Origin of the sequence: Chryseobacterium angstadtii (genome assembly GCF_001045465.1) — a bacterium.
Classification (GTDB): domain Bacteria; phylum Bacteroidota; class Bacteroidia; order Flavobacteriales; family Weeksellaceae; genus Chryseobacterium; species Chryseobacterium angstadtii.
On the sequence record NZ_LFND01000008.1, the window covers coordinates 179,645 to 200,724 of the forward strand.

Sequence of the window (21,080 nt, forward strand, 5' to 3'; positions counted from 1 at the left end):
AATAGGTAATGAGTAATTAGACAGATATGGATTACAATCAGGTTTTCAGAGAAAGAACTAAAAATTTTTCCGTTCTTGTGATCAAATCACTGTCATCATTACCTTATTCGGATGATGTTTCTATCATAAGAAAGCAAATCATAAGATCTTCCACTTCAGTGGCAGCCAACTACAGAGCTGTTTCAAGAGCAAGATCTGAAAAAGAAAAGTTTGCTAAACTCTGCATAGTTGTGGAAGAAATTGATGAAACCCAGCTTTGGCTTGAAATCATTGAAGAACTGGAATATCTAAGTCCTGAAAAAATGATACACTTAAAATCAGAATGCGAAGAACTTGTAAAGGTTATGACTAAGTATAAGTATAAATTATCCCAAGTTTAAATGGCATAATTTTTATTATTCATTGCCCATTACCTATTACTTATAATAATATATGCACGAACAGTTCAATTTTGCCATAGAAGTCCTCGGAACCATTTCCTTCGCCATGTCGGGGAGTTTTGCAGCGATGCAGAAACGCCTTGATCCGTTCGGCGTATTGATTATTGCATTCGTGACTTCTGTAGGCGGAGGAACTGTAAGAGACCTTTTACTGGACATTCCCGTTTTCTGGATGCACGACCTTCTTACCTGTGCATTGATTCTGGGAACCAGCATATTTGCTATGGTTTTCAAATCTATTGAAAAGAATTTCAAAGTAACCTTGTTTATTTTTGACAGCTTCGGGCTAGGATTATTTACCATTATTGGGGTTCAAAAGGGGCTCAATGCCAACATTCATCCTCTGATCTGTATTGCATTGGGAACCATCACCGGATGTTTCGGAGGGATTATCCGGGACATTCTGCTGAACAGGATTCCACTCATCTTCAGAAAAGAAATCTATGCTACGGCATGTATTGTCGGAGGATCTGTATTTCTTCTGATGACGCGGTTTATTCCGCTTTCGTATACATTTATACAGATTTTCACCATTTTACTGATTGTGGCTATCAGAACCCTTGCTGTAAAATACCAGTGGCAGATGCCTAAATTTTATGGCTATGATCAGAATTCAGAAATGTGATGTATAATGAGTTTAACCCAAAGTTACGCGGTACGGGTTTGAGCAGGTTATAAGTTTTAATTATTTTTTTCAGGGATAAGAGTAAAAAGCTCAGATGAGAACAATTAACCATGTCAAGGTTTTGAACCTTGACATGGTTAACACAGCCATTTCAAACTTTCTGACCGCTATTAAACTAAAAAAGCACCTGATTTAGGTGCTCTTGTCTTTTTGTATATTTTTCCTAGAAGAATTTTCCTCTCTGCCTCATATTCGGGTTGTGCATGTGCTTCTGCATAGAAGGCATTTTCAACTGATCTTTCATCATTTTGATTTGATCTGTCATCATACCTGCCGTATCTAATCTTTTAGCCTCTTCCAGAAGCTTTTGTCCTTCTTGTTTTCTGCCTTTAGAAATCGCTGCTGCTGCAAGGTTTAATGTAGCCATAGCTCTGTCATGCTTCATATTCAAACCGTATTCCAATGCTTTTTTCATTAGAGGTTCTACTTTTGCAGGATGTTCCTGAGCCTGTGTAAGTCCCTGTAAATAGTGAAAATATCCATATTGGGATTTATGAAGTTGCGCCTGGTAATTGGTGATTCCGTTCAGCCATTTTGCTGCTTTTTCCATATTCTGTTTTCTCAGCTGCCAGAAGGCAAGAAGGATATATTCATTTTTGATGAAAAGTAAAATAGGCAGCGCTGCAAGAAGGAATATCACAATTCCCCAGCCCAGACTTCTCGTGAAAATCATCATATAAAGTCCTAAAAGGATAAGAACTGCTGCAATTACAATTTTTATGTACTTATTCATTATTCAATTTTAAGAGTGCAAAGATAGAAAATTTAGAGGTTAGAAGCTAGAGGTTGGAAGTTAGAATTTTCATAACTATTCGCTCTTGATTCTTTCGTAGGTCTGAAAGAAGAAATCATATTCATTCTTTTCATCTTTTTCGTGAAAAATTTCTTCCGTCTTTTTCCATATTTTCGGACTTATTTTTGGAAAAAAAGTGTCTGCTTCAAGATCAGCTTTCACTAAAGTCACTTCCAGTTTATCAACAATTTCTATCGTTTGTTCATAAATATTTCCGCCTCCGATGATGAATACATGTTCATCAATCTTTTTAGCAAATTTTACAGCTTCTTTAATGCTTCCTACAATCAGGATTCCTTCTTCAAACCAGTCCTTTTTTCTGGAAATAACAATATTGGTACGGTTGGGAAGTGGTTTCCCAATACTCTCATAAGTCTTTCTTCCCATAATAATAGGATGTCCGGAAGTAATATCTTTAAAGTGTTTCAGATCTTTGGGAAGATGCCACAGCAGTTTATTTTCAAAACCGATCTCGTTTTTCTCTCCCATTGCCACCACTATTGTTGTCATTCTAATAATTTTTTACAAAATTAGCACATAATTTGTATATTTGATTAGCACAAAAAATTAAAAAAAATAAACTATGAAAAATAAAGGCTGCCTGAGCGCAGGAACTATCGGTATTGCTCTGCTAATCATTGTAGGTGTAATATTCTTCTGGGGGAAAAACGGGTATAACAATTTCGTTTCCAAAGAGCAGAATGTAAATTCTAAATGGTCTAACATAGAAACGGTATATCAGAAAAGAGCCAATCTTATCCCCAATCTGGAAAATACAGTTAAATCTTATTCAAAATTTGAACAGGAAACTTTAACTAAAGTTGTGGAAGCACGTTCTAAAGCTACTTCTATCAACATTGACCCTACGAATATGACGGAAGCAGATCTAGCTAAATTCCAGGCTGCACAGGGAGAATTATCCGGAGCATTAAGCAGATTAATGGCTGTGGTAGAATCTTATCCGAATTTAAAAGCAGATCAGCAGTACATCAACTTCCAGAGAGAATATACGGCTATCGAGAACAGCATCAGAACCGAAACGGTTTATTACAACGATGCTGCCAAAGATTACAACACAACCATTAAAACGTTCCCGAATAATATTCTGGCCAATTTCACCAACTTTAAAGAAAAACCATTCTTCAAGGCTGAAGCCGGTGCAGAAAAAGCACCAGAAGTATTTAAATAATGAACCGTTTTCTGACAAATCAGCAAATCACATCCCTTGTGGATGCGATACAGTCGGCAGAAGAACATTCTACAGGCGAAATCCGTATACATATCGATTCGAATACCGAGTCCCAAAATGCGGAGACAGCATTTGAAGTTTTCAAAGAACTCTGTATGAACAAAACTGCCGACAGAAATGCTGTGCTTTTCCATGTGAATTTCGAACAGAAATACCTTACCATCATTGGGGATATCGGCATTCACGACAAAGTACACCAGTCGTATTGGGATCATCTCCATGACTACATTACCGCTGAATTTGCCAAAGGAAATTATTATAAAGCTTTAAAAAGCGGCATCCTGGAGACCGGTCTTGAATTAAAAAAATATTTTCCTGTTCAGGGAAAAAATCCCAATCAGCTCTCTAATGAAATTACGTTCTCTTAAACTTGTATTTTCATTTATATTATTCTGCTTTTACACCCTTGTATCAGCACAATATACGATTCCGCAAAAACCGGCGGTTCTGTATCCTGTGTTTGATGAAGCAGGGTTGCTTACCCAGCAGCAAAAAGATGAACTGAACAACAAGCTGATCAAATTTGCAGATTCCACTTCCACTGAAATTGAAGTGATCATTATTCCTTCTACCAAAGGGGAAGATGTCAACTTTCTGGCGACCATGTTTGGCCAGCAATGGAAAATCGGAAAAAAAGGTGTAGACAACGGTGTTGTTTTCCTGATCGCGACTGAAGACAGAACCATGTCTATCCAACAGGGAAGAGCCGTGGAACAATACCTTACCGCTTCCGTAGCAGGGCAGATTCTGGATTATATTGTCACTCCTAATTTCAGGCAGGGACAATGGTATGAAGGGATCAACCGCGGTACCTCAGCGATTATGGAGGCCGTTCAGGGCAAATTCAAGCCTACGGAAACCTCAGCGCCTTCAGGCAATGGAAGTGCATTTAAGATTCTTATTATTGCGTTTGTCATTTTTATCCTGCTCGCCATTATCTTTGGCAACAGAGGCGGAGGACGTGGCGGCGGCAATAATGATGACGATGACGTGATCATTACCCGAAGAGGACGCAGAAATTATCCCGGCGGATTCTTCCCTTTCCCGGGCAGCTTCGGAGGAGGAGGTTTTGGAGGAGGCAGTTCCGGCGGCGGCGGTGGTGGATTCGGCGGCTTTGGCGGCGGAGGAAGCTTTGGTGGCGGTGGTGCTTCGGGCGGATGGTAATATACATAACAACATTCAATATAATCGGGCTTATTGCCCGATTTTTTATTTAATATCTTAAAAACAGGCGATTTCTTTATGTTATCCTAATATTAAATTCACCTTTCCATATTAAAAAATTAATAAAACACTAAAAAACCTGTTTTTAATTCAATATTTTTTCTTTATATTTACTGAAAACAGGTTTATGAAGAAGACGCTGGTAGTTTTTGCACATCCCTATTTAGAGCACTCCAATTCCAATGTGGAGCTTATCAATTTCTATGTTCGTCACCAGCATTATACCTTACGGGACCTTTATGAAGAGTACCCGGATTTTCATATTGCGGCTTTCAGGGAAAGGAAGCGTCTTAAAAATTACGACCGTTTTGTGTTTCAGTTTCCATTAATCTGGTTTGGAATGCCGCCGCTTCTGAGGCTTTGGATAGATGAAGTTTTTGACAGGGACTGGCTGAAAGAAGGAGAACACAATCCGCTGGAAGGAAAAGAAGTATACATCCTCGTCACAACCGGAGGAAAAGAAAGGTCTTTCAGTAAAACAGGAACCTACCAATATACTGTGGAAGAACTCATAAGCGGGCTGATTGTCTCACTAAAGGTTTTCAAAGCTGATATCAGACATATCAAAATCGTTTACGAAGCCAATAAACTGAGTAAAAAAGATATTATTATACATAAAAAAGAATTTACAGAACTTCTCAATCAATAATCTATGGAATCCAGCTTAGCCATGAATACATTAATTTTCCTCGGTGTAGCCATTATTATGGTTCCGCTGGCAAGAAAATTTGGACTAAGTTCTGTGATCGGTTATATTTTAGGTGGTATTATCATTGGGCCGTATGTTCTGAGGCTCACAGGAAATGATGTGAATGATATTATGCATGCCAGCGAATTCGGAGTGATCATGCTTCTTTTTCTGGTAGGGCTGGAACTGGAGCCCCGCAAATTCTGGGAAATGCGGAAGAAAATTATGGGTCTCGGGCTTACTCAGATGCTGCTTTCCATCTCTCTTCTTTTTTTAGTCTTTATGAGTGCCGGATGGAGGATAGATAAGGCCATTGCCATAGCGATGTGTTTTGCTCTTTCTTCTACGGCCATTGTTCTTCAGACCCTTCAGGAAAAAAACAATCTGAAAACCACAGCAGGAGAAGCCTCCTTCTCTACCCTTCTGTTTCAGGATATTGCCGTAATTCCTATTCTGGCGATCCTTCCCATTATTGCGAATTACAAAGCCAGTCATCACGATAACGAAATTCAGATTATCATTCAGAAGCTTCCTGAGTGGCTTCAGGCAGGAACTGTGATTTTAGGCGTTGCTATTCTTATTCTTTTGGGAAGATATGTATTTGTTCCTTTTTTAAGATATGTTTCAAAATCGGGAATGACGGAACTCCTCACGGCCTCTTCATTATTCCTGGTAATCGGTGTTTCTGAATTGATGGCCGCTATAGGTCTCTCGCCTGCACTTGGAGCTTTCCTTGCCGGAGTAATGCTGGCCAACAGTGAGTTCCGGCACGAACTGGAGGCGCAGATTGATCCATTCAAAGGACTTCTACTGGCCGTATTCTTTGTGAGTGTAGGCTCTACCATCAATTTTAATATTATCCAACAGGACCCTCTGTTTATTTTTTCTACTGTTTTTGCAGTATTGGCTGTAAAATTTGTAGTGCTGTATGCCATAGGAAAGTTTTTCAGAATAGATACTCCGCAAAGTCTGTTTTATGCATTCGCTCTTTCCCAGGTGGGAGAATTTGCTTTTGTCCTTATTAATTATGCTTCAGACCTTTATCTTTTAAGTACTGAACTCAATGCGCAGATGATGGCTGTCACCGCCATTACGATGTGTATTACCCCTATTCTGCTGATTATTAATGATCGTTTTATTACCCCTAAATTTATCCGGGAAATTCCTGATAAAGACAACGATTTCAATATTCTGGATAATAATGTAAGCCAAAAGAAGATCATCATTGTGGGGTTCGGGCATTTTGGAAGTACGGTAGGCCGTCTTTTAAAGGCCAATAAAATATCAGCAACGGTTCTGGACAGGGATTCTGACCGTGTGAAACTGCTGAGAAGTTATGGTTTTAAAGTCTATTATGGAGATGCCACCAGAATTCCTATTTTAAGAGCTGCAGGTATTGAGGACGCTGAAATTTTGGTTCTCTGCCTTGATGATCCTGATGATAATAAATTCATTGCAGACTTGGTGCGGGAACATTATCCTAACGTTAAAATCTTTGTAAGGGCCAAAAACAGAATTGATGCCTATGAATACCTCAACAACGGTATTGAAAATATTTACCGAGAAACATTGGGAACTGCTGTAGATATGGCTGTAGACGTTCTTCACGAAACCGGCATGAGGAAATATGCAGCCAGACGTCTTGGACAACGGTTTATGGCTATAGACAAAGCCTCCATCAGAAGACTGGCTAAAGCAAAGGATGACGACGACGAAATTCTACTGTTTACCACAAAAGAAATCCTCCAGCGTGAGGAGGAATTACTGGCTTATGACAACCTTAATTTTGATACTAAAAATTGGGAAGGCTCCTCATCAGTTGATGAAGAAAATGACGAGGAACCTCTCCATTGATTTATTGAATATTGATGCTTCCGCCGCTACTTTCCTGCTTGGTCACATTTTTAAGTTCTCCTTTTTTAGAAACATCTACACTTCCTCCTGAAGAAGCTTCCGCGTCCACAGAAGAAACCGCACTGATATCAATACTGGCCCCACTGGAGGCATCTACTTTTAAATGATCTACAATAACGCTCTTAGCAGAAATACTGCTTCCCGATGAAGAGCTGATATCTGCATTTTTACTTTTTCCCGAAAGATCAAGGCTTGCTGCTGAAGAAGCTTCAATATCAAGGTCTACTGCCCATATTTTCCCGCTGTAGCTACTGCTGCTTCCTGCCGAGATATTGAATTTATTGGCTTCAAGATCTCCGGTAAGACTGGCTGCACTGGATAGATCAATATCTACTTTATCCTGGGTAAATTTATCTTTAAAAGTAATGCTGGCTGCAGAATTGGCTACAAGCTTTGAAAAATCTTTGGTATAGATCTTTGCTTTCACGTTGTGGGTGTTCATTACTCTGATCCCTTTCTTGTAATGAATGTGCAGCTGTCCGCTATTATTGTCCACAAGAATTTCATTGATGATATTTTCAGGAGCGGAAATAACAACTTTTTCGACGTCTGCTTTGATAATTTCCGCATCAATAGCCTGGGAAACTTCAATCTCATCAAAATCGCCGTCGAAGGTTTTTTCTTTTACCGGACCTCTTTCTTTATCAATTACTTTGTCTACCCAACCGCTGCTATTATCATTGTTGTTATTGTTATCATTGTCTCTGTTTCTACGGTCATGTCTTTCATTACAAGAAGTCATCAGCAAGAACGCTGAGAATGCAAAAAGAGTTGTTGATTTCATGTTTACTGCTTTTATAAATTAAGTTTTTAATATCTTTATACTTTAATAACAACTAATTTATGAAAAATATTTCATCGGTATTGTTAATTTCTGCTCTGGCACTTAACCAATCTTGTACTACAATGAAGAAAACCGATACTCAACAGGAGACTCCTGTTACCGATCCATCCTTATCTTCAAACCCTTTTATGAAGAAAAGCAAGCTTCAATATGAAGCTCCGGAATTCGATAAAATTAAAAACGAACATTTCAAACCTGCTTTCGATTTCGGACTGAAACAGCATGATGCTGAGATTCTGAAAATAGCCAATAACCCGGAAGCACCTACTTTTGAAAACACCATAGTAGCTCTGGAAAAAAGCGGAGAAGTTTTAAAAAGAGCTTTAATTGTATTTTCCAATCTTACCAGTGCGAATACCAACCCTACCCTTCAGGCTTTAGATGAAGAATATGCACCAATTTTTGCTGCTCATTCCGATAAAATGTTTCTGAATGAAAATTTATATAAAAGAATCAAGTCCATTAAGGAAGACGGTTTAGATTCTGAAGGAAAAAGACTTGTACAGTATTACAAGCAGAATTTTGAAATTGCAGGAGCGAATCTTTCTGCGGCGGATAAAGAAAAATTAAAGCAGATCAATCAGGAACTGGCTTCTCTTTCCACTCAGTATTCTAATAAATTATTGGAAGCAAGAAAACAGGGAGGTGTATTTTTCTCCGATGCTAAGGAACTGGATGGCCTTTCTGCCGATGAAATTGAAGCGGCAGCCAGCGATGCGAAAACAGCAGGACAACCGGGTAAATATCTTCTTGCCCTTCAAAATACAACCCAGCAGCCTCTTCTTCAGAATCTGAAAAACAGGGCAACGAGAGAAAAATTATTCAAAGCATCCTGGTCCAGAGCTGAAAAAGGCGACGGAAATGATACCCGTGAAACTATTGAAAAACTGGCTAAGCAGAGGCTTAAAAAAGCACAGACTTTAGGTAAAAAAAGCTTCGCTGAATGGAAACTTCAGGACCAGATGGCTAAAACTCCTGAAGCAGCGACCAAACTTATGAACCAGATTGCTACACCCGCTGTGGAAACGGCAAGACGTGAAGCAAAAGATATTCAGGACCTGATTGACCAGCAAAAAGGAGGTTTCAAAGTGGAACCGTGGGACTGGAATTTCTACGCTGAGCAGGTGAGAAAAGCAAAATACGATTTGGATGAAAACCAGATCAAGCCTTATTTTGAAGTGACTACTGTCTTGGAGAAAGGAGTTTTCTATGCCGCTGAAAAGTTCTACGGCCTTACATTTAAAAAGAGAACCGATCTTCCGGTTTATCACCCGGATGTAGTAACGTACGAAGTTTTTGACCACGACGGAAAATCTATCGCAATCTATTATCTTGATTTCTATACCAGAGATTCTAAAAATGGCGGTGCCTGGATGAGCAACTTCGTAGAGCAGTCTTATCTTCTGGGAACAAAACCAGTGATTGTAAACTGCTACAATTATCAGAAACCGGCTCCGGGAAAACCTTCTCTGATCAGCTATGATGATGTTTCTACGATGTTCCATGAGTTTGGACACTCTATCCACGGAATGTTTGCAAGCCAGAAATACCCATCGCTTTCCGGAACAAGTGTGCCGAGAGACTTTGTGGAATTCCCTTCGCAGATTAATGAACACTGGGCTCTAGATCCTGTGGTTCTTAAAAATTACGCTATTCATTATGAAACCAAGCAGCCGATTCCTCAGGATTTAGTTGAAAAAATTAAAAAAGCTGCTACCTTCAATCAGGGATATATGACGACTGAACTTGTTTCTGCCGCAGCTCTTGATATGGACTGGCATACGGTAACCAATGAAAGCCAGCTTATTCCTGTTTTGGATTTTGAAAAGCAATCATTGGCCAGCCACGGATTTACTTTAGCAACAGTACCTCCAAGATATCACACGCCTTATTTTGCTCATATCTGGGGCGGAGGATACTCTGCAGGATATTACGCTTATTTATGGTCTGAAACCCTTGATAATGATGCCTGGGAATGGATTAAAAATAATGGCGGACTCACCAGAGAAAACGGTGACCGTTTCAGAAAATATATTCTTTCTGTAGGAAATTCTGTAGATCTTAATCAGGCATTCAGAGATTTCACGGGACATGATCCGGATATCAAGCCTTTATTGAGAAACAGAGGTTTTATAAAATAATTTGTACAGAGAAGCATTCGATTGGATGCTTCTTTTTTTTATAGGTTTTGGCTAAAGCCAAGGAAAGTGGTGTTTTGTTTGAATGGGCTAAAGCCCATTCCTATTGATTAGATGTTTGATGTGTTTTTTTTATGTCACGGGCTAAAGCCCGTTCCTCTTCCAATCAACTGCAAAATATTACGAATTATTTCTCTAAAAAACACCAACTATTTTTGACCACATTATCTATTTTTGTGATTCAAAAAAATTGAAATATGAATTGTCCCTGCTGTTCCGGAAAAGCGTATGAAGAATGTTGCAAGCCTTACCACACTGGAGAGAAGCATGCTCCTACGGCAGAAGCTTTGATGCGTTCCCGCTTTTCTGCATTTGCTGTTCCGAATGGAAAATACCTGATGGAGACCACGTTTCCTTCAAAAAGAAAGTATCACAATATAGATGATCTTCAGGAATGGGGAGAAATTAACGAGTGGACAAAACTGGAAATTATAGATAAGCCTTCTTTAAGTAAGGTTGAATTTAAGGCTTTTTATACGGATGAAGAAGGCCAAAAGCAAGTCCATCACGAATTATCAAAATTCAAAATGATTCAAAACCGTTGGTTTTATGTAAGCGGAGAATTTCTGGAATAAAAAATGTCCGGAAAAAACCGGACATTAATTATAGTTTAGTGAGCGTCTGTTCCGTCAATTCCATGAGCGTGGCCATGTGACAACTCTTCTTCTGTAGCAGGACGTGTATTTACAATTTCCACCTGGAAATCTAAAACTTTCCCAGCCATTGGATGGTTAAGGTCAGCGATTACTGCTTCCGGTGTTACCTCTACTACAAATGCCTGGAAATTATTTCCCTGACCATCGGATAAAGGTAAAATAGCTCCTATTGGAGGAACTCCTGATTCTTTAAACATATCAATAGGCAACTGCGTGATAGAGTTCGGATCCTGTTCTCCGTAAGCTTCTTCCGGCTGAATTACAAAAGCTGCTTTATCTCCAGCTTTAAGGCCAAGGATATTTTGTTCAAATTTTGGAATCATCATTCCTACACCATATAAAAATGTAAGTGGGTTTTCTGCTGTTGTTTCTTCTACAAGAATCTTACTTCCATCTGCTTCGATTGTGTGAAGTATGTAGCTTACTGCTACAACATGGTTGTTTTCAATTGTCATATCTTATCTTTTTTTCGTGATACTTTTTCACGATTAACATCACAAATATACTATTTTTGAAATGATTGACTATGGAAATTTCATGAAAACAAAAATCTCAGAATAATATCCTTTTTTAGTTTTTACCGTTTTTTTCATCTCTCTTTTTCTGTCTCAGGACAAACAGATAAAGGCTTTCCACTTTGGTTCTGGCCCAGGGTGTTTTTCTGAGAAACTTCAAAGACGAACTGATGCTGGGATTATCCGTAAAACATTTAATATTGATCTGTTCGCCAAGCTTCTCAAAGCCCTGATAATATTCTACCAGCTCTTCAAGAATAGCATCGAGTCTTTTTCCGTGTAACGGATCTTTTGATTTTTCTTCCATAACGCAGTAAAATTAAAATATTTTATCCGACTTAGCGACTAAAATTGTTTAAACTCGCAATCTTTAGTATTTTTGATGAGTGTATTTTTCACCTAAAAACTATTCATTCCGAAAATAGATATGAGCAAAAATAACGAGGAAAACCGTAAAAAACATAAAAAGAAAATTGATCAGAAAAAACGTAGAATACAAAATGCTGAAATAGAAAGAAAAGCACGTTTGAAACAAATTCGAGAAGATTTTAACGCAAGAGAGGCCAATAATAAACTTTAATAATCATTACTATTTTAAAATCTTAGATTATATATCCCTGTTTGCTGATTGGTATGAAATATCTTTTGAACTAGGAAAAGGTATAGGTAAATGGATTTGAACATTGGTAAGCACTAAATAAAAAACCTCCGCCAAAAAATCAGCGGAGGTCTTTTTTTATAAATTCTGAATCTCAGGTTTTACTTTTTCACCAAATAATTCAATAGATTTCATCATGACATCGTGATCCGGATCACCCATATCCATATGCCCGATGAATCTCGTGATGCCGAAAATCTCTTTCATGTAGGCTATTTTATCCGCCACCTCTGCCGGACTTCCGATAAACAAGGCCCCATCTTTGCTTCTTCCTCCGTCATACTGCATTTTTGTGTAAGGAGCCCAGCCTCTTGAAGCCCCCACTCTGTCTGCCTGAGATTTATATTTATGAAAATATGCTTCTATTACTGACTGATCATCACTTACAAGGGTGTGTGAATGAATGGCAATCTGCATTTTGGATACATCATGTCCTCCTTTTTGGTATTCCTGTTTGTAGAATTCTATCAGATTTTTAAACTGTATCGGCATTCCACCTATAATAGCTACCACTAAAGGCATTCCTAGTTTTGCAGCACTTAAAACAGATTGCGGAGTTCCTCCTACCGCTCTCCATATTGAAAGCTTTCCATCATTTTTAGCTCTCGGATAAACGGTCTGGTTCTGCATCGGTGCGCGAAGTTTTCCTGACCAGGTTACATTTTCTTCTGAGTTGATTTTTAAAAGCAGTTCCAGTTTTTCATCAAAAAGTTCTTCATAATCATTTAATGAATAGCCATACAGCGGAAATGATTCTATAAAGCTTCCTCTTCCAACGAATATTTCAGCTCTTCCGTCTGAGATCAGATCTAAAGTTGAAAAATCTTCATATACTTTCACGGGTTCCGAAGAACTCAGAACCGTAACGCCGCTTGCCAGTTTTATATTTTTGGTGATGCTTGCCGCCGCTGCCAGTACTATTTCCGGTGATGAAACAGCATAATCCGGACGGTGATGCTCTCCCATCGCAAAAACATCTATTCCTACCTCATCCATCAATTTTACCTGATCCAGTATTTCACGGATCTTTACGCCTGCATCTCTATATTTTCCGGTAGCCTGATCAAAAGCCAGGTCACCAAACATTCCTATTCCTAATTCCATATTTTTTAGATTTTAGATACACAAAATTACGGATGAAAAAGCGCAAAAACATTGATGTTTGTTAAGAATGGATTTTGTCTGCATTTGACTTTCTCCCAGCATCGACGCACAATAAAAAATCCAGCCTGTCGGCTGGATTTTTCTATTATTTCTTTAAATATTGATCAAAGTAATCTGTCACTTTCTGCATCAGGTGAACTCTGTCTTTCCCGATCACATTATGCGGATGTCCCGGATACGCAAAGTAATCCAGCTGAACACCGTTGTCTACCGCAGACTTGATAAATTTAATGGAATGCTGCCATACCACCACATCATCCTGAGCTCCGTGAATCATCAGTAGTTTACCTTTCAGGTTCTGAACTTTATCCAAAAGATTGGCGGCTGCATATCCCTGAGGGTTTTCCTGCGGCGTATCCATATATCTTTCGCCATACATGATTTCGTACATTTTCCAGTCGATTACCGGACCTCCTGCAACACCCACTTTGAATACATCCGGCTTGCGAAGCATAAAGCTTGTCGTCATAAATCCACCAAAGCTCCATCCGTGAATTCCCATTCTTTGGGCATCTACGTAAGGAAGGGATTTTAAGTAATCTACCCCTTTCATCTGATCGTTCATTTCCGTTGTTCCCAGATTTCTGAAAACAGCCTGCTCAAATTTCATTCCGCGGTTGGCAGAACCTCTTCCGTCCATTGTGAAAATAATGTATCCGTTTTGAGCCATGTATTCGTACCAAAGGTTTCCGGATGCAGGGAATGTATTGGTTATCAGCTGAAGGTGCGGACCGTTGTACAGATACACAATAACCGGATATTTTTTGTTCGCATCAAAATCCGTAGGAAGAATAATCTTTCCGTAAAGCGGTGTTCCGTCATCGGCTTTTAATTCTACATTTTTAATTTCAGGTCTTTGATAATTTTTCAATGGATTTTCTGCCGTAAGGATATTCGTTGATTTCGCTGTATTGGTATTGATGATATTGGCAGATCTCGGAGTTCCCGCATTGCTGTAAACATCATACAGATAATTTCCGTCGTTGCTTAAAACACCTGTGTGAACCCCTGCCGCATCGTCTAAACGCTGCATTTTAAAGTTCGCCCAGTTAATTTTATACAAATGCTTTTCCATAGGAGTTTCTTTCGTAGAAATGAAATAGATCTCCTTTTTCTTTTCGTTAAAACCTAAGATATCCGTTACCAGCCAATCTCCTTTTGTAATCTGAGCAACCAGTCCTTTTTCAAGACTGTAGTGAAACAGATGGTTATATCCGGTTCTCTGACTCTGCCAGATGAAGTCTGTATTGGAATTCGGGAAGAACGTAAGCGGATGCTGTGGTTCTACATATTTATCGCTGGTTTCTTCAAATAATGTTTTTATAAAATTTCCTGTAGTGGCATCGTACTGATTCATTTTTACATGATTCTGTCCGCGGTTCAGAACGCCTACAAAGATATATTTTGAATCTGGGCTCCAGGTTACAGCTGTCAGATACTGATCTTTTTCCCCTTCAATTTTCAGGAATGTGGTTGACTGATTTTTGATATTGTAAACACCCAAAGTAACTTCATGAGACTTCTGCCCCGCCATCGGATATTTGATGTTGTGGTTTACAGCAGGCGTTACAGACCAGTCAATGATCGGATAATCGGCTACCATCGTCTGATCCATTCTGTAGAAAGCTACAGCCTCTGAATTGGGAGCAGGAAAAATTCCGGTATCAATTCCGAATTCGTTTCTGTGAACCGTTGCGCCTCCGTTGATGATATTTTCATTAGAATCATTGGTTACAGCAACTGTTTTTCCGTTTTTGTTTACGTATAAATTATTCTTTACGGTAAATGCAAAAGTTTCATTATCGCCAAATACTTTCACATTGGCAGCATCTCCATCTACCGCAGCGGTGGTCTTCACTTTCCAGTCGTTTCCGGATTTTTCAATCCAGACCATCTTATCATTCGCATTGAAATACCCATTGGAGCCACTGATAAATTTAATCTGTGGAACCGCTTTCAGTTTAGCATCAGAAAATGATCTGTTCAATTGAGTTAAAGATACCAATGTATCCTGCTTATTGGTTTTAAGATCGGTCATCAGATAACCGCCTTTTACAGCCTGAATATAGGATTTCCCGTCCGCAGACCATGAAAATTGGGAAATATTTTTAACGGCAAGATTTGTTCTCAGTCCATTTACTGCCTCCGCCATTGTAAATTTTTGAGTCTGTGCCCATGCGGAACTGCCCAAAACCAGCATCAATAAAGAAAATCTATGTAATTTCATTGTATAAAATTGAATCCTCCAAAAATAAGAAATAAAAACCACCCGTTAATAAATGTTAAAATAAAACATTCATAAAATAGGATTAATGGATGGATAAAAATAAATTCTTAACTTAATAGTAGTTTTTTTAAAGGGGATTGAGCGTTTTTGACAGACTTATAAAGGTGAGTTGTGAATCGTCAATGGTGAATTTTAACAGCACCGATAATTCATTATTGACTTGCGAAGCAAAATTGACCATTAACAGAAAATCTAGAGACAATCGTGAATAGTCAATGGTGAATTCTTATCCACATCAATAATTCACCTTTCACTTGCGAAGTAAAATTGTCCTTTCACAGAAAATGTAGAGGCAACTGTGAATAATCAATGGTGAATTTTAACAGCACCGATAATTCACTATTGACTTGCGAAGCAAAATTGACCATTAACAGAAAATATAGAGACAATCGTGGATAGTCAATGGTGAATTCTTATCCACATCAATAATTCACCTTTCACTTGCGAAGCAAAATTGACCATTAACAGAAAATCTAGAGACAATCGTGAATAGTCAATGGTGAATTTTTATCAACTCCAATAATTCACTATTGACTTGCAAAGCAAAATTGACCATTAACAGAAAATCTAGAGACAATCGTGAATAGCTAATTGTGAATTTTTATCAACTCCAATAATTCACTATTGACTTGCGAAGCAAAATTGACCTTTCACATCAAAAATCATTTCTTATCCTAAATCAATGTCCCGTATACGTTCTCTGTCCTAGATTTGCAGTATCATTAACAACAAAAAAATACAATACAATGGCAACAAAATGGAACCTAGACCCAACACATAGTGAAATTACTTTCAAAGTAAAACACATGATGATTTCTAATATCAAAGGGAATTTCAGAACATTCAATGCTGAAATTGAAGCTGAAGACGATACTTTTAGCAATGCTAAAACTTCTGCAACCATCCAGACTGATTCTGTTTTCACCAACAATACAGACAGAGACAATCACCTGAAATCCGGTGAGTTTTTCAATGCAGAAGAATTTCCATCCATTACCTTCGAATCTCAGGCTTTAAACGATAAAGTAACAGGAAACCTTACGGTAAACGGAATTACAAAACCTATCACTTTAGATGTAGATTTCGGTGGTATCAATGTAGATCCATGGGGAAATACAAAAGCAGGTTTTTCTTTTGAAGGAAAAATCAACAGAAAAGATTTCGGACTGAACTGGAACGCAGCTCTTGAAGCAGGAGGAGTAATGGTAAGCGACGAAGTAAAAGTAGCCGGAGAATTACAATTCGTAAAACAGGCTTAATAAAAAAACGGATTTTTTGGTGTAAAAAAAGAGGAGCCACGAAGTGGCGACTTAGCGAAGAATAGGATGTAATCTTATTACAGCCACAAAACATCCACCATTTAAAACATAAAAAGGTTCAGGGATTTTTCTAAAAGCCTTGAACCTTTTCTAATTCTTTATTATTTATGAACCTCAACGATCTGCAGAACATCAGTGAACATTTTGGAAATACCCAAAGAATGCCCGTTTTATTTCTCGGACACGGTTCACCGATGAATGCTATAGAAGAAAATCAGTTTGTGCAGGGATTCCGAAAAGCAGCTCAGGAAATTCCGAAACCTAATGCTATTCTATGTATTTCCGCACACTGGTATACGCAGGGCACATTTGTAACTGCGATGGATATGCCGCGAACCATTCATGATTTCGGCGGTTTTCCAAAGGCATTGTTTGATGTACAGTATCCGGCCCCGGGAAATCCTGAACTGGCAAGAGAAACAGCTGAGCTTTTGGCTCCTGTCATGGTGGAAGAGAATCACAACTGGGGACTTGATCACGGAGCGTGGTCTGTAATCAAACATATGTATCCCAATGCTGACATTCCGGTAATCCAGCTGAGTATAGATTATACAAAACCTCCGCAGTATCATTTTGATCTGGCTAAAAGGCTTAATAAACTCCGTGAGAAAGGGATCCTGATTATCGGAAGTGGAAATATTGTTCATAATCTCCGCCTGATCGACTGGAAAAATATAGATACCGTAGGTGCGGGATGGGACTGGGCTGTGGAAGCCAGAGAAAAGACCAACAACTGGCTTTTAGGCGGAAATTTCCAGCATATCATAGACTATCAGAAACAGGGAACATTCCTGCAGTATGCCGTTCCTACTCCGGATCATTACCTGCCGCTCATCTATACTTTAGGACTGAAAGATCAGGCCGAAAACCTTTCTTTATTCAACGATGAGCTGATTGGCGGATCTTTAAGTATGACAAGTGTAAGGATAGGATAGGCTAATCTTACTTCACGGTCTTTTTTTATCACTATAAATTTAGTAATATTGTTTACCATGAAAAAAACGATATTACTTTTTTTATTGATGCTTCCTTTTAGTATACTGTCTGCTCAGATCGTTAAAGGTCACGTGACCAATGATGCAGGGAAATTGATTTCCGGTGTTAGCATCTATATTGACGGAACCAAAATGGGAACAGTTTCCAAAGAGGACGGAAGTTTCAGCCTCTCCCTTTCTTCAGACAATCCGGGAAATATAGTTTTCCAGAAGGATGATTATGATACTTTTACAACATCCGTCTCGGGGGTCATCAATAAAACACTGAAAGTTGTTTTGACCCAAACGAATGCCATTGAAGAAATCAGACTGGTTCCTTACACTTCAGAAGCATACAAAAACTACATCAATTATTTTCTGGATACTTTTATTGGAGCAGATCGTGATAACGTAAGAATCAAAAACCAGAAATCCCTGAAATTCTCCTATGATAAAAAGAATAAATTCCTGAAAGTAAAAGCTCCCAATACATTAATCATTGAAAATAAAAATCTTGGCTATGAAATTCAGTACAATCTGATCAGCTATTCCCTGGATTTAAATAACAATATGATTAATTATACCGGAACCAGTTTTTTTAAAGAAACTAAAAATACAGATAAAATAAAGCTTAACCGGATGAATGCCTATGACGGAAGTTTGCTGCATTTTTTCAGAAGTATCTATGAGAATAAAATCACAGAAGAAAAATTCATCGTCAATCATGTGGTAAGAATTCCTAATCCTAAATATCCTTCAGAAGAAGAGCTAAAGATACTGGAAGACTTCAGACAGATCACAAAAAGTTCAGGGATCATAAAAATACCGGAAAACATCCGCGATATTTCCCAAAGAAAAACCAGCCAGAAACCTTACTCACTCGCCATTGTTAAAACGCAGATCCCCGACTCTGCTTATGTAGAAAGAACAGATAAAAAAGTGTTTCTCACTTTTAAGGATATCCTTCAGGTCAATTACCAGAAATATTTTTACGAAATGGACGGAAAGAACTTTATTAAAAGTCAATTTCCTGTCACATTATCCTCTTTTCTGCATCCCGACGGAGAAGCATTTGAGGTTTCAAAAGAGGGGAATATCTCCAATCCGGACCAGCTCATCACTGAAGGCGATTTTTCAAAAAATAAGATTGAAAATATGCTTCCTTTAGATTACAAGCTGGGAGACTGAGATATTCCCTTAAAGAAAGGAAGTCAGATGTGGGAAGAAGGAAGTTTTTGAGTACAGAAATTTAATCTTATTAAACCCTGTTCTGTTAAGTCGCAGCTGCAACTATCAGAAATTAACATACGACAAATAACTCCCTACCTCCATCTTCCATCTTCCATCTTCCATAAAAATCATTTTACTGTACTGCTTTCAGAACATTGATGTTTCCATAACCGTAGCTTGAATTAACGGTAGGATAATAGGTAGCAGACTGTCTCATTTTGTTCAGAACCTGCTCTCTCGTCCATGAAGGATTTTTAGACCATACCAAAGCCGCAATTCCTGCTGTAGCAGCTGTAGCAACTGATGAACCTCCAACATAATCAGCCTGATTGTTGTAATAACTTAAAACAGGAACTGTATTTCCGTTTGATCTTTCCATCTGAAATGTAAAATCAATCTGGCTTCCGGAATGGCACACATCACATTTCTGGTTGGAAGTTCCTTCTTTCACTCCTGTTACAGCCTGTGTCTCAGACATACTTGCCGGGAAGATAACGCCTACAAAAGTGGTAAAGCTGGTGGAAGTGCCTCCTGCACAAAAGATCAGTTTTCCTTTGGAGTACGCATATTTCACCCCATCTTCAATCTTTCCGACAGAGAAAATATGCCCCATAGACATGGAGATAATTTTTACACTGGTATTATTGGCCAGATCTGTAAAGGCAGTTTTTACCCCGTTTTGCTCACTGGAAGTCTCCAAAACAACATTGGCAGCGGCACGGTAAGTAATCAGATTGGCATTATAAGCAACACCTACCGGAAGTCCCGCATTATTTTTAGGGGCTGCCATTACTGCTGCCATTTTGGTTCCGTGACCGCACTGATCTGCCGGACCGTCTGTAGTAGATCCGTTCACATATGATCCAAACTTGCTGATGGTTCTTCCCGAAGAAGCTCCCGTATTAAAGTTGCTTCCCAGTAAAGTCTGCTCCGGGGAAACGCCTGTATCAATAAGTCCAATGGTCACTCCTGCTCCTGTACTGTGGCTCCAGGCATTAGGAATATTATGTTGTGTGAACGCCCATGGAACTCTGGCATTGGGCGTTGTGGTGGTATAGTCTGCAGCATTTAACGCTGTAGATTCAAATCCGCATCCGGAAGAGGAACCGCTGGATTTTGCATTAGGATTCAGACCGTTTTCGATTTCGAAATAATGATAGTCTCCCGGCTCTACGTAGCGGATGGTTTTCATCTTTCTCAGCGCTGTAATGGTTTCCGGTTTTTCGATGATGACATCGATCTGGTTAAGATACTGGTCCGAAGCAAGCAAAAATCTTTCCTGTCCTGCGTTCTCATACTTTTTGATTACCTCTAAAACTTCAGCTTCCATAGCTTTGCTGTCTGCGGAAAGACTTCTGTCAAAATCATTGGCTGAAGATCCGAAACCTATGGATACCATTCTGTTTCCTCTGAAAACAGCGCTCCAAAGCAGGTGATCTGAGGCGTTTTTCCAATTAAAAGAACCGGTATTTTTGATGGTGCTGTTAATTTCCCCGTTGATCTGCTTTCCTGTCAAAGGATCTTTTTGAACAGTTTCGGTCTTAGGGCCTTCGTTTTGAAGTTCATCGCTGTTATTACACGAATTCAGCACAAAGAATAGTGCTAATAAGTAAAATACACTTTTTTTCATAGTTTTAATTATATGGTTTGGAGTTCCAATATAACACTTTAACGTGAGTTAAAAGCTTAAAAAAAGTGAATTTAGTATTACAAGAATATGAATAGTTGTGACTACCCTATGATAAGTTTACACTATTTTCTCAAAACAGACGCTATTATCAACACCTATATACTGTCCATAGTTAGGAATTCTGTAATATCCATTTTTCTCATACAAACGAATCGCATCCGGCTGTTTGACTCCTGTTTCCAGAACACACTTGTTATACCCTTCTTCTTTCGCCCAAATTTCCAATTCACCCAATATTTTTGAAGCGTAACCTTTTCCTCTGTTTTCAGGATGGGTATACATTCTTTTTATTTCCGCGGTATTATCAGAAAAAGGTTTGAAAGCCCCACAGCCAACCGCGGTACCTTCCGAATAAATTACCATGCAGTTTTTAAGCAGATCAATTGAATTAAACTGGTGATAAAATGCATGATCTTCTCCATCGCTCACTGCCAGATCAGCATCCAGGAATTTGACTAAATTCTGAAAATCTATATCGGAGGAATCGGTTCTTTTTATAGTCATTGCTTATTGATTTAAAAATTTAATACAATTTAAAAATTTAAAGATTAG

Annotated in this window: 22 protein-coding genes; 13 read left to right on the forward strand and 9 right to left on the reverse strand. The window is 38.7% G+C overall.

The features are described from left to right. The first annotated feature begins 26 nt into the window (after positions 1-26). Both ACM46_RS21925 and ACM46_RS21930 read left to right on the forward strand, forming a co-directional pair. Positions 27-380, forward strand: a complete 354-nt coding sequence (locus ACM46_RS21925) for a four helix bundle protein (RefSeq protein ID WP_048508797.1) — start codon at positions 27-29, stop codon at positions 378-380. A gap of 52 nt (positions 381-432) precedes the next feature. Then, on the forward strand, positions 433-1,065 hold the full coding sequence (locus ACM46_RS21930; protein WP_048508798.1) for a trimeric intracellular cation channel family protein: 633 nt from the start codon (positions 433-435) through the stop codon (positions 1,063-1,065). Between the two features lie 223 nt (positions 1,066-1,288). Here ACM46_RS21930 and ACM46_RS21935 read toward each other — a convergent pair whose 3' ends face one another. Both ACM46_RS21935 and ACM46_RS21940 read right to left on the reverse strand, forming a co-directional pair. Next, entirely contained in the window at positions 1,289-1,858 is a 570-nt protein-coding gene (locus ACM46_RS21935) for a hypothetical protein (protein ID WP_048508799.1), read from the reverse strand. A 75-nt stretch (positions 1,859-1,933) separates the two neighbouring features. Further along, a complete protein-coding gene (locus tag ACM46_RS21940; protein ID WP_048508800.1) occupies positions 1,934-2,428 on the reverse strand; it encodes a dihydrofolate reductase in 495 nt (164 codons plus the stop codon). A gap of 73 nt (positions 2,429-2,501) precedes the next feature. On the opposite strand from ACM46_RS21940, the gene ACM46_RS21945 reads away from it, so the two are divergent. From ACM46_RS21945 to ACM46_RS21965, 5 genes are all read left to right on the forward strand, one after another. Then, positions 2,502-3,107: a LemA family protein gene (locus tag ACM46_RS21945; RefSeq protein WP_048508801.1), complete on the forward strand. Its 606-nt coding sequence runs from the start codon at positions 2,502-2,504 to the stop codon at positions 3,105-3,107. Then, positions 3,107-3,535, forward strand: coding sequence for a TPM domain-containing protein (locus ACM46_RS21950; protein ID WP_173426512.1), 429 nt, complete (start codon positions 3,107-3,109; stop codon positions 3,533-3,535). The genes ACM46_RS21945 and ACM46_RS21950 overlap by 1 nt, the downstream gene beginning before the upstream one ends. Then, complete coding sequence (locus ACM46_RS21955) at positions 3,516-4,331, forward strand: TPM domain-containing protein (protein ID WP_048508803.1); 816 nt, start codon at positions 3,516-3,518, stop codon at positions 4,329-4,331. The genes ACM46_RS21950 and ACM46_RS21955 overlap by 20 nt, the downstream gene beginning before the upstream one ends. A gap of 187 nt (positions 4,332-4,518) precedes the next feature. After that, on the forward strand, positions 4,519-5,040 hold the full coding sequence (locus ACM46_RS21960; RefSeq protein WP_048508804.1) for an NAD(P)H-dependent oxidoreductase: 522 nt from the start codon (positions 4,519-4,521) through the stop codon (positions 5,038-5,040). Positions 5,041-5,043: 3 nt separating this feature from the next. Then, positions 5,044-6,933: a monovalent cation:proton antiporter-2 (CPA2) family protein gene (locus ACM46_RS21965; RefSeq protein ID WP_048508805.1), complete on the forward strand. Its 1,890-nt coding sequence runs from the start codon at positions 5,044-5,046 to the stop codon at positions 6,931-6,933. Position 6,934: 1 nt separating this feature from the next. Here ACM46_RS21965 and ACM46_RS21970 read toward each other — a convergent pair whose 3' ends face one another. Continuing rightward, complete coding sequence (locus ACM46_RS21970) at positions 6,935-7,777, reverse strand: head GIN domain-containing protein (protein ID WP_048508806.1); 843 nt, start codon at positions 7,775-7,777, stop codon at positions 6,935-6,937. A gap of 59 nt (positions 7,778-7,836) precedes the next feature. On the opposite strand from ACM46_RS21970, the gene ACM46_RS21975 reads away from it, so the two are divergent. Together ACM46_RS21975 and ACM46_RS21980 are read left to right on the forward strand one after the other, a co-directional pair. Beyond that, positions 7,837-9,978: a M3 family metallopeptidase gene (locus ACM46_RS21975; RefSeq protein ID WP_048508807.1), complete on the forward strand. Its 2,142-nt coding sequence runs from the start codon at positions 7,837-7,839 to the stop codon at positions 9,976-9,978. Between the two features lie 254 nt (positions 9,979-10,232). After that, on the forward strand, positions 10,233-10,610 hold the full coding sequence (locus tag ACM46_RS21980) for a YchJ family protein (protein WP_048508808.1): 378 nt from the start codon (positions 10,233-10,235) through the stop codon (positions 10,608-10,610). 35 nt (positions 10,611-10,645) lie between these two features. On the opposite strand, the gene ACM46_RS21985 is transcribed toward ACM46_RS21980, so the two are convergent. Then, complete coding sequence (locus ACM46_RS21985) at positions 10,646-11,146, reverse strand: FKBP-type peptidyl-prolyl cis-trans isomerase (RefSeq protein ID WP_048508809.1); 501 nt, start codon at positions 11,144-11,146, stop codon at positions 10,646-10,648. Between the two features lie 115 nt (positions 11,147-11,261). Beyond that, positions 11,262-11,513, reverse strand: coding sequence for a VF530 family protein (locus ACM46_RS21990; RefSeq protein ID WP_048508810.1), 252 nt, complete (start codon positions 11,511-11,513; stop codon positions 11,262-11,264). 120 nt (positions 11,514-11,633) lie between these two features. Between ACM46_RS21990 and ACM46_RS23545 the strand changes: the two genes are divergently transcribed. Next, complete coding sequence (locus tag ACM46_RS23545; protein ID WP_173426513.1) at positions 11,634-11,786, forward strand: hypothetical protein; 153 nt, start codon at positions 11,634-11,636, stop codon at positions 11,784-11,786. A gap of 156 nt (positions 11,787-11,942) precedes the next feature. Here the strand turns inward: ACM46_RS23545 and ACM46_RS21995 are convergent, their stop codons facing one another. Both ACM46_RS21995 and ACM46_RS22000 read right to left on the reverse strand, forming a co-directional pair. Continuing rightward, positions 11,943-12,968, reverse strand: a complete 1,026-nt coding sequence (locus tag ACM46_RS21995; RefSeq protein ID WP_048508811.1) for an LLM class flavin-dependent oxidoreductase — start codon at positions 12,966-12,968, stop codon at positions 11,943-11,945. 145 nt (positions 12,969-13,113) lie between these two features. Then, entirely contained in the window at positions 13,114-15,255 is a 2,142-nt protein-coding gene (locus ACM46_RS22000; RefSeq protein ID WP_048508812.1) for a S9 family peptidase, read from the reverse strand. Positions 15,256-16,061: 806 nt separating this feature from the next. On the opposite strand from ACM46_RS22000, the gene ACM46_RS22005 reads away from it, so the two are divergent. The 3 genes from ACM46_RS22005 (at position 16,062) to ACM46_RS22015 (ending at position 18,796) form a co-directional block, all read left to right on the forward strand. Further along, positions 16,062-16,574 (forward strand): YceI family protein, encoded by a 513-nt coding sequence (locus tag ACM46_RS22005; RefSeq protein ID WP_048508813.1) that lies wholly within the window; start codon positions 16,062-16,064, stop codon positions 16,572-16,574. A 167-nt stretch (positions 16,575-16,741) separates the two neighbouring features. Further along, entirely contained in the window at positions 16,742-17,569 is an 828-nt protein-coding gene (gene ygiD, locus ACM46_RS22010) for a 4,5-DOPA-extradiol-dioxygenase (RefSeq protein ID WP_048508814.1), read from the forward strand. 57 nt (positions 17,570-17,626) lie between these two features. Continuing rightward, complete coding sequence (locus ACM46_RS22015) at positions 17,627-18,796, forward strand: carboxypeptidase-like regulatory domain-containing protein (RefSeq protein ID WP_048508815.1); 1,170 nt, start codon at positions 17,627-17,629, stop codon at positions 18,794-18,796. Positions 18,797-18,971: 175 nt separating this feature from the next. Here ACM46_RS22015 and ACM46_RS22020 read toward each other — a convergent pair whose 3' ends face one another. Then, positions 18,972-20,468 carry a S8 family peptidase gene (locus ACM46_RS22020; RefSeq protein WP_048508816.1) on the reverse strand — a complete coding sequence of 499 codons (1,497 nt, stop codon included), beginning with the start codon at positions 20,466-20,468 and terminating at the stop codon, positions 18,972-18,974. Between the two features lie 117 nt (positions 20,469-20,585). Next, a complete protein-coding gene (locus ACM46_RS22025; RefSeq protein ID WP_048508817.1) occupies positions 20,586-21,032 on the reverse strand; it encodes a GNAT family N-acetyltransferase in 447 nt (148 codons plus the stop codon). Positions 21,033-21,080 lie beyond the last annotated feature (48 nt).

Excerpts from the sequence above, each read along its gene's own strand:
- ACM46_RS21925 (WP_048508797.1), top strand. The coding sequence starts at position 27 with ATGGATTACAATCAGGTTTTCAGAGAAAGAACTAAAAATTTTTCCGTT.
- ACM46_RS21930 (WP_048508798.1), top strand. The coding sequence starts at position 433 with ATGCACGAACAGTTCAATTTTGCCATAGAAGTCCTCGGAACCATTTCC.
- ACM46_RS21935 (WP_048508799.1), bottom strand. The coding sequence starts at position 1,858 with ATGAATAAGTACATAAAAATTGTAATTGCAGCAGTTCTTATCCTTTTA.
- ACM46_RS21940 (WP_048508800.1), bottom strand. The coding sequence starts at position 2,428 with ATGACAACAATAGTGGTGGCAATGGGAGAGAAAAACGAGATCGGTTTT.
- ACM46_RS21945 (WP_048508801.1), top strand. The coding sequence starts at position 2,502 with ATGAAAAATAAAGGCTGCCTGAGCGCAGGAACTATCGGTATTGCTCTG.
- ACM46_RS21950 (WP_173426512.1), top strand. The coding sequence starts at position 3,107 with ATGAACCGTTTTCTGACAAATCAGCAAATCACATCCCTTGTGGATGCG.
- ACM46_RS21955 (WP_048508803.1), top strand. The coding sequence starts at position 3,516 with ATGAAATTACGTTCTCTTAAACTTGTATTTTCATTTATATTATTCTGC.
- ACM46_RS21960 (WP_048508804.1), top strand. The coding sequence starts at position 4,519 with ATGAAGAAGACGCTGGTAGTTTTTGCACATCCCTATTTAGAGCACTCC.
- ACM46_RS21965 (WP_048508805.1), top strand. The coding sequence starts at position 5,044 with ATGGAATCCAGCTTAGCCATGAATACATTAATTTTCCTCGGTGTAGCC.
- ACM46_RS21970 (WP_048508806.1), bottom strand. The coding sequence starts at position 7,777 with ATGAAATCAACAACTCTTTTTGCATTCTCAGCGTTCTTGCTGATGACT.
- ACM46_RS21975 (WP_048508807.1), top strand. The coding sequence starts at position 7,837 with ATGAAAAATATTTCATCGGTATTGTTAATTTCTGCTCTGGCACTTAAC.
- ACM46_RS21980 (WP_048508808.1), top strand. The coding sequence starts at position 10,233 with ATGAATTGTCCCTGCTGTTCCGGAAAAGCGTATGAAGAATGTTGCAAG.
- ACM46_RS21985 (WP_048508809.1), bottom strand. The coding sequence starts at position 11,146 with ATGACAATTGAAAACAACCATGTTGTAGCAGTAAGCTACATACTTCAC.
- ACM46_RS21990 (WP_048508810.1), bottom strand. The coding sequence starts at position 11,513 with ATGGAAGAAAAATCAAAAGATCCGTTACACGGAAAAAGACTCGATGCT.
- ACM46_RS23545 (WP_173426513.1), top strand. The coding sequence starts at position 11,634 with ATGAGCAAAAATAACGAGGAAAACCGTAAAAAACATAAAAAGAAAATT.
- ACM46_RS21995 (WP_048508811.1), bottom strand. The coding sequence starts at position 12,968 with ATGGAATTAGGAATAGGAATGTTTGGTGACCTGGCTTTTGATCAGGCT.
- ACM46_RS22000 (WP_048508812.1), bottom strand. The coding sequence starts at position 15,255 with ATGAAATTACATAGATTTTCTTTATTGATGCTGGTTTTGGGCAGTTCC.
- ACM46_RS22005 (WP_048508813.1), top strand. The coding sequence starts at position 16,062 with ATGGCAACAAAATGGAACCTAGACCCAACACATAGTGAAATTACTTTC.
- ygiD (WP_048508814.1), top strand. The coding sequence starts at position 16,742 with ATGAACCTCAACGATCTGCAGAACATCAGTGAACATTTTGGAAATACC.
- ACM46_RS22015 (WP_048508815.1), top strand. The coding sequence starts at position 17,627 with ATGAAAAAAACGATATTACTTTTTTTATTGATGCTTCCTTTTAGTATA.
- ACM46_RS22020 (WP_048508816.1), bottom strand. The coding sequence starts at position 20,468 with ATGAAAAAAAGTGTATTTTACTTATTAGCACTATTCTTTGTGCTGAAT.
- ACM46_RS22025 (WP_048508817.1), bottom strand. The coding sequence starts at position 21,032 with ATGACTATAAAAAGAACCGATTCCTCCGATATAGATTTTCAGAATTTA.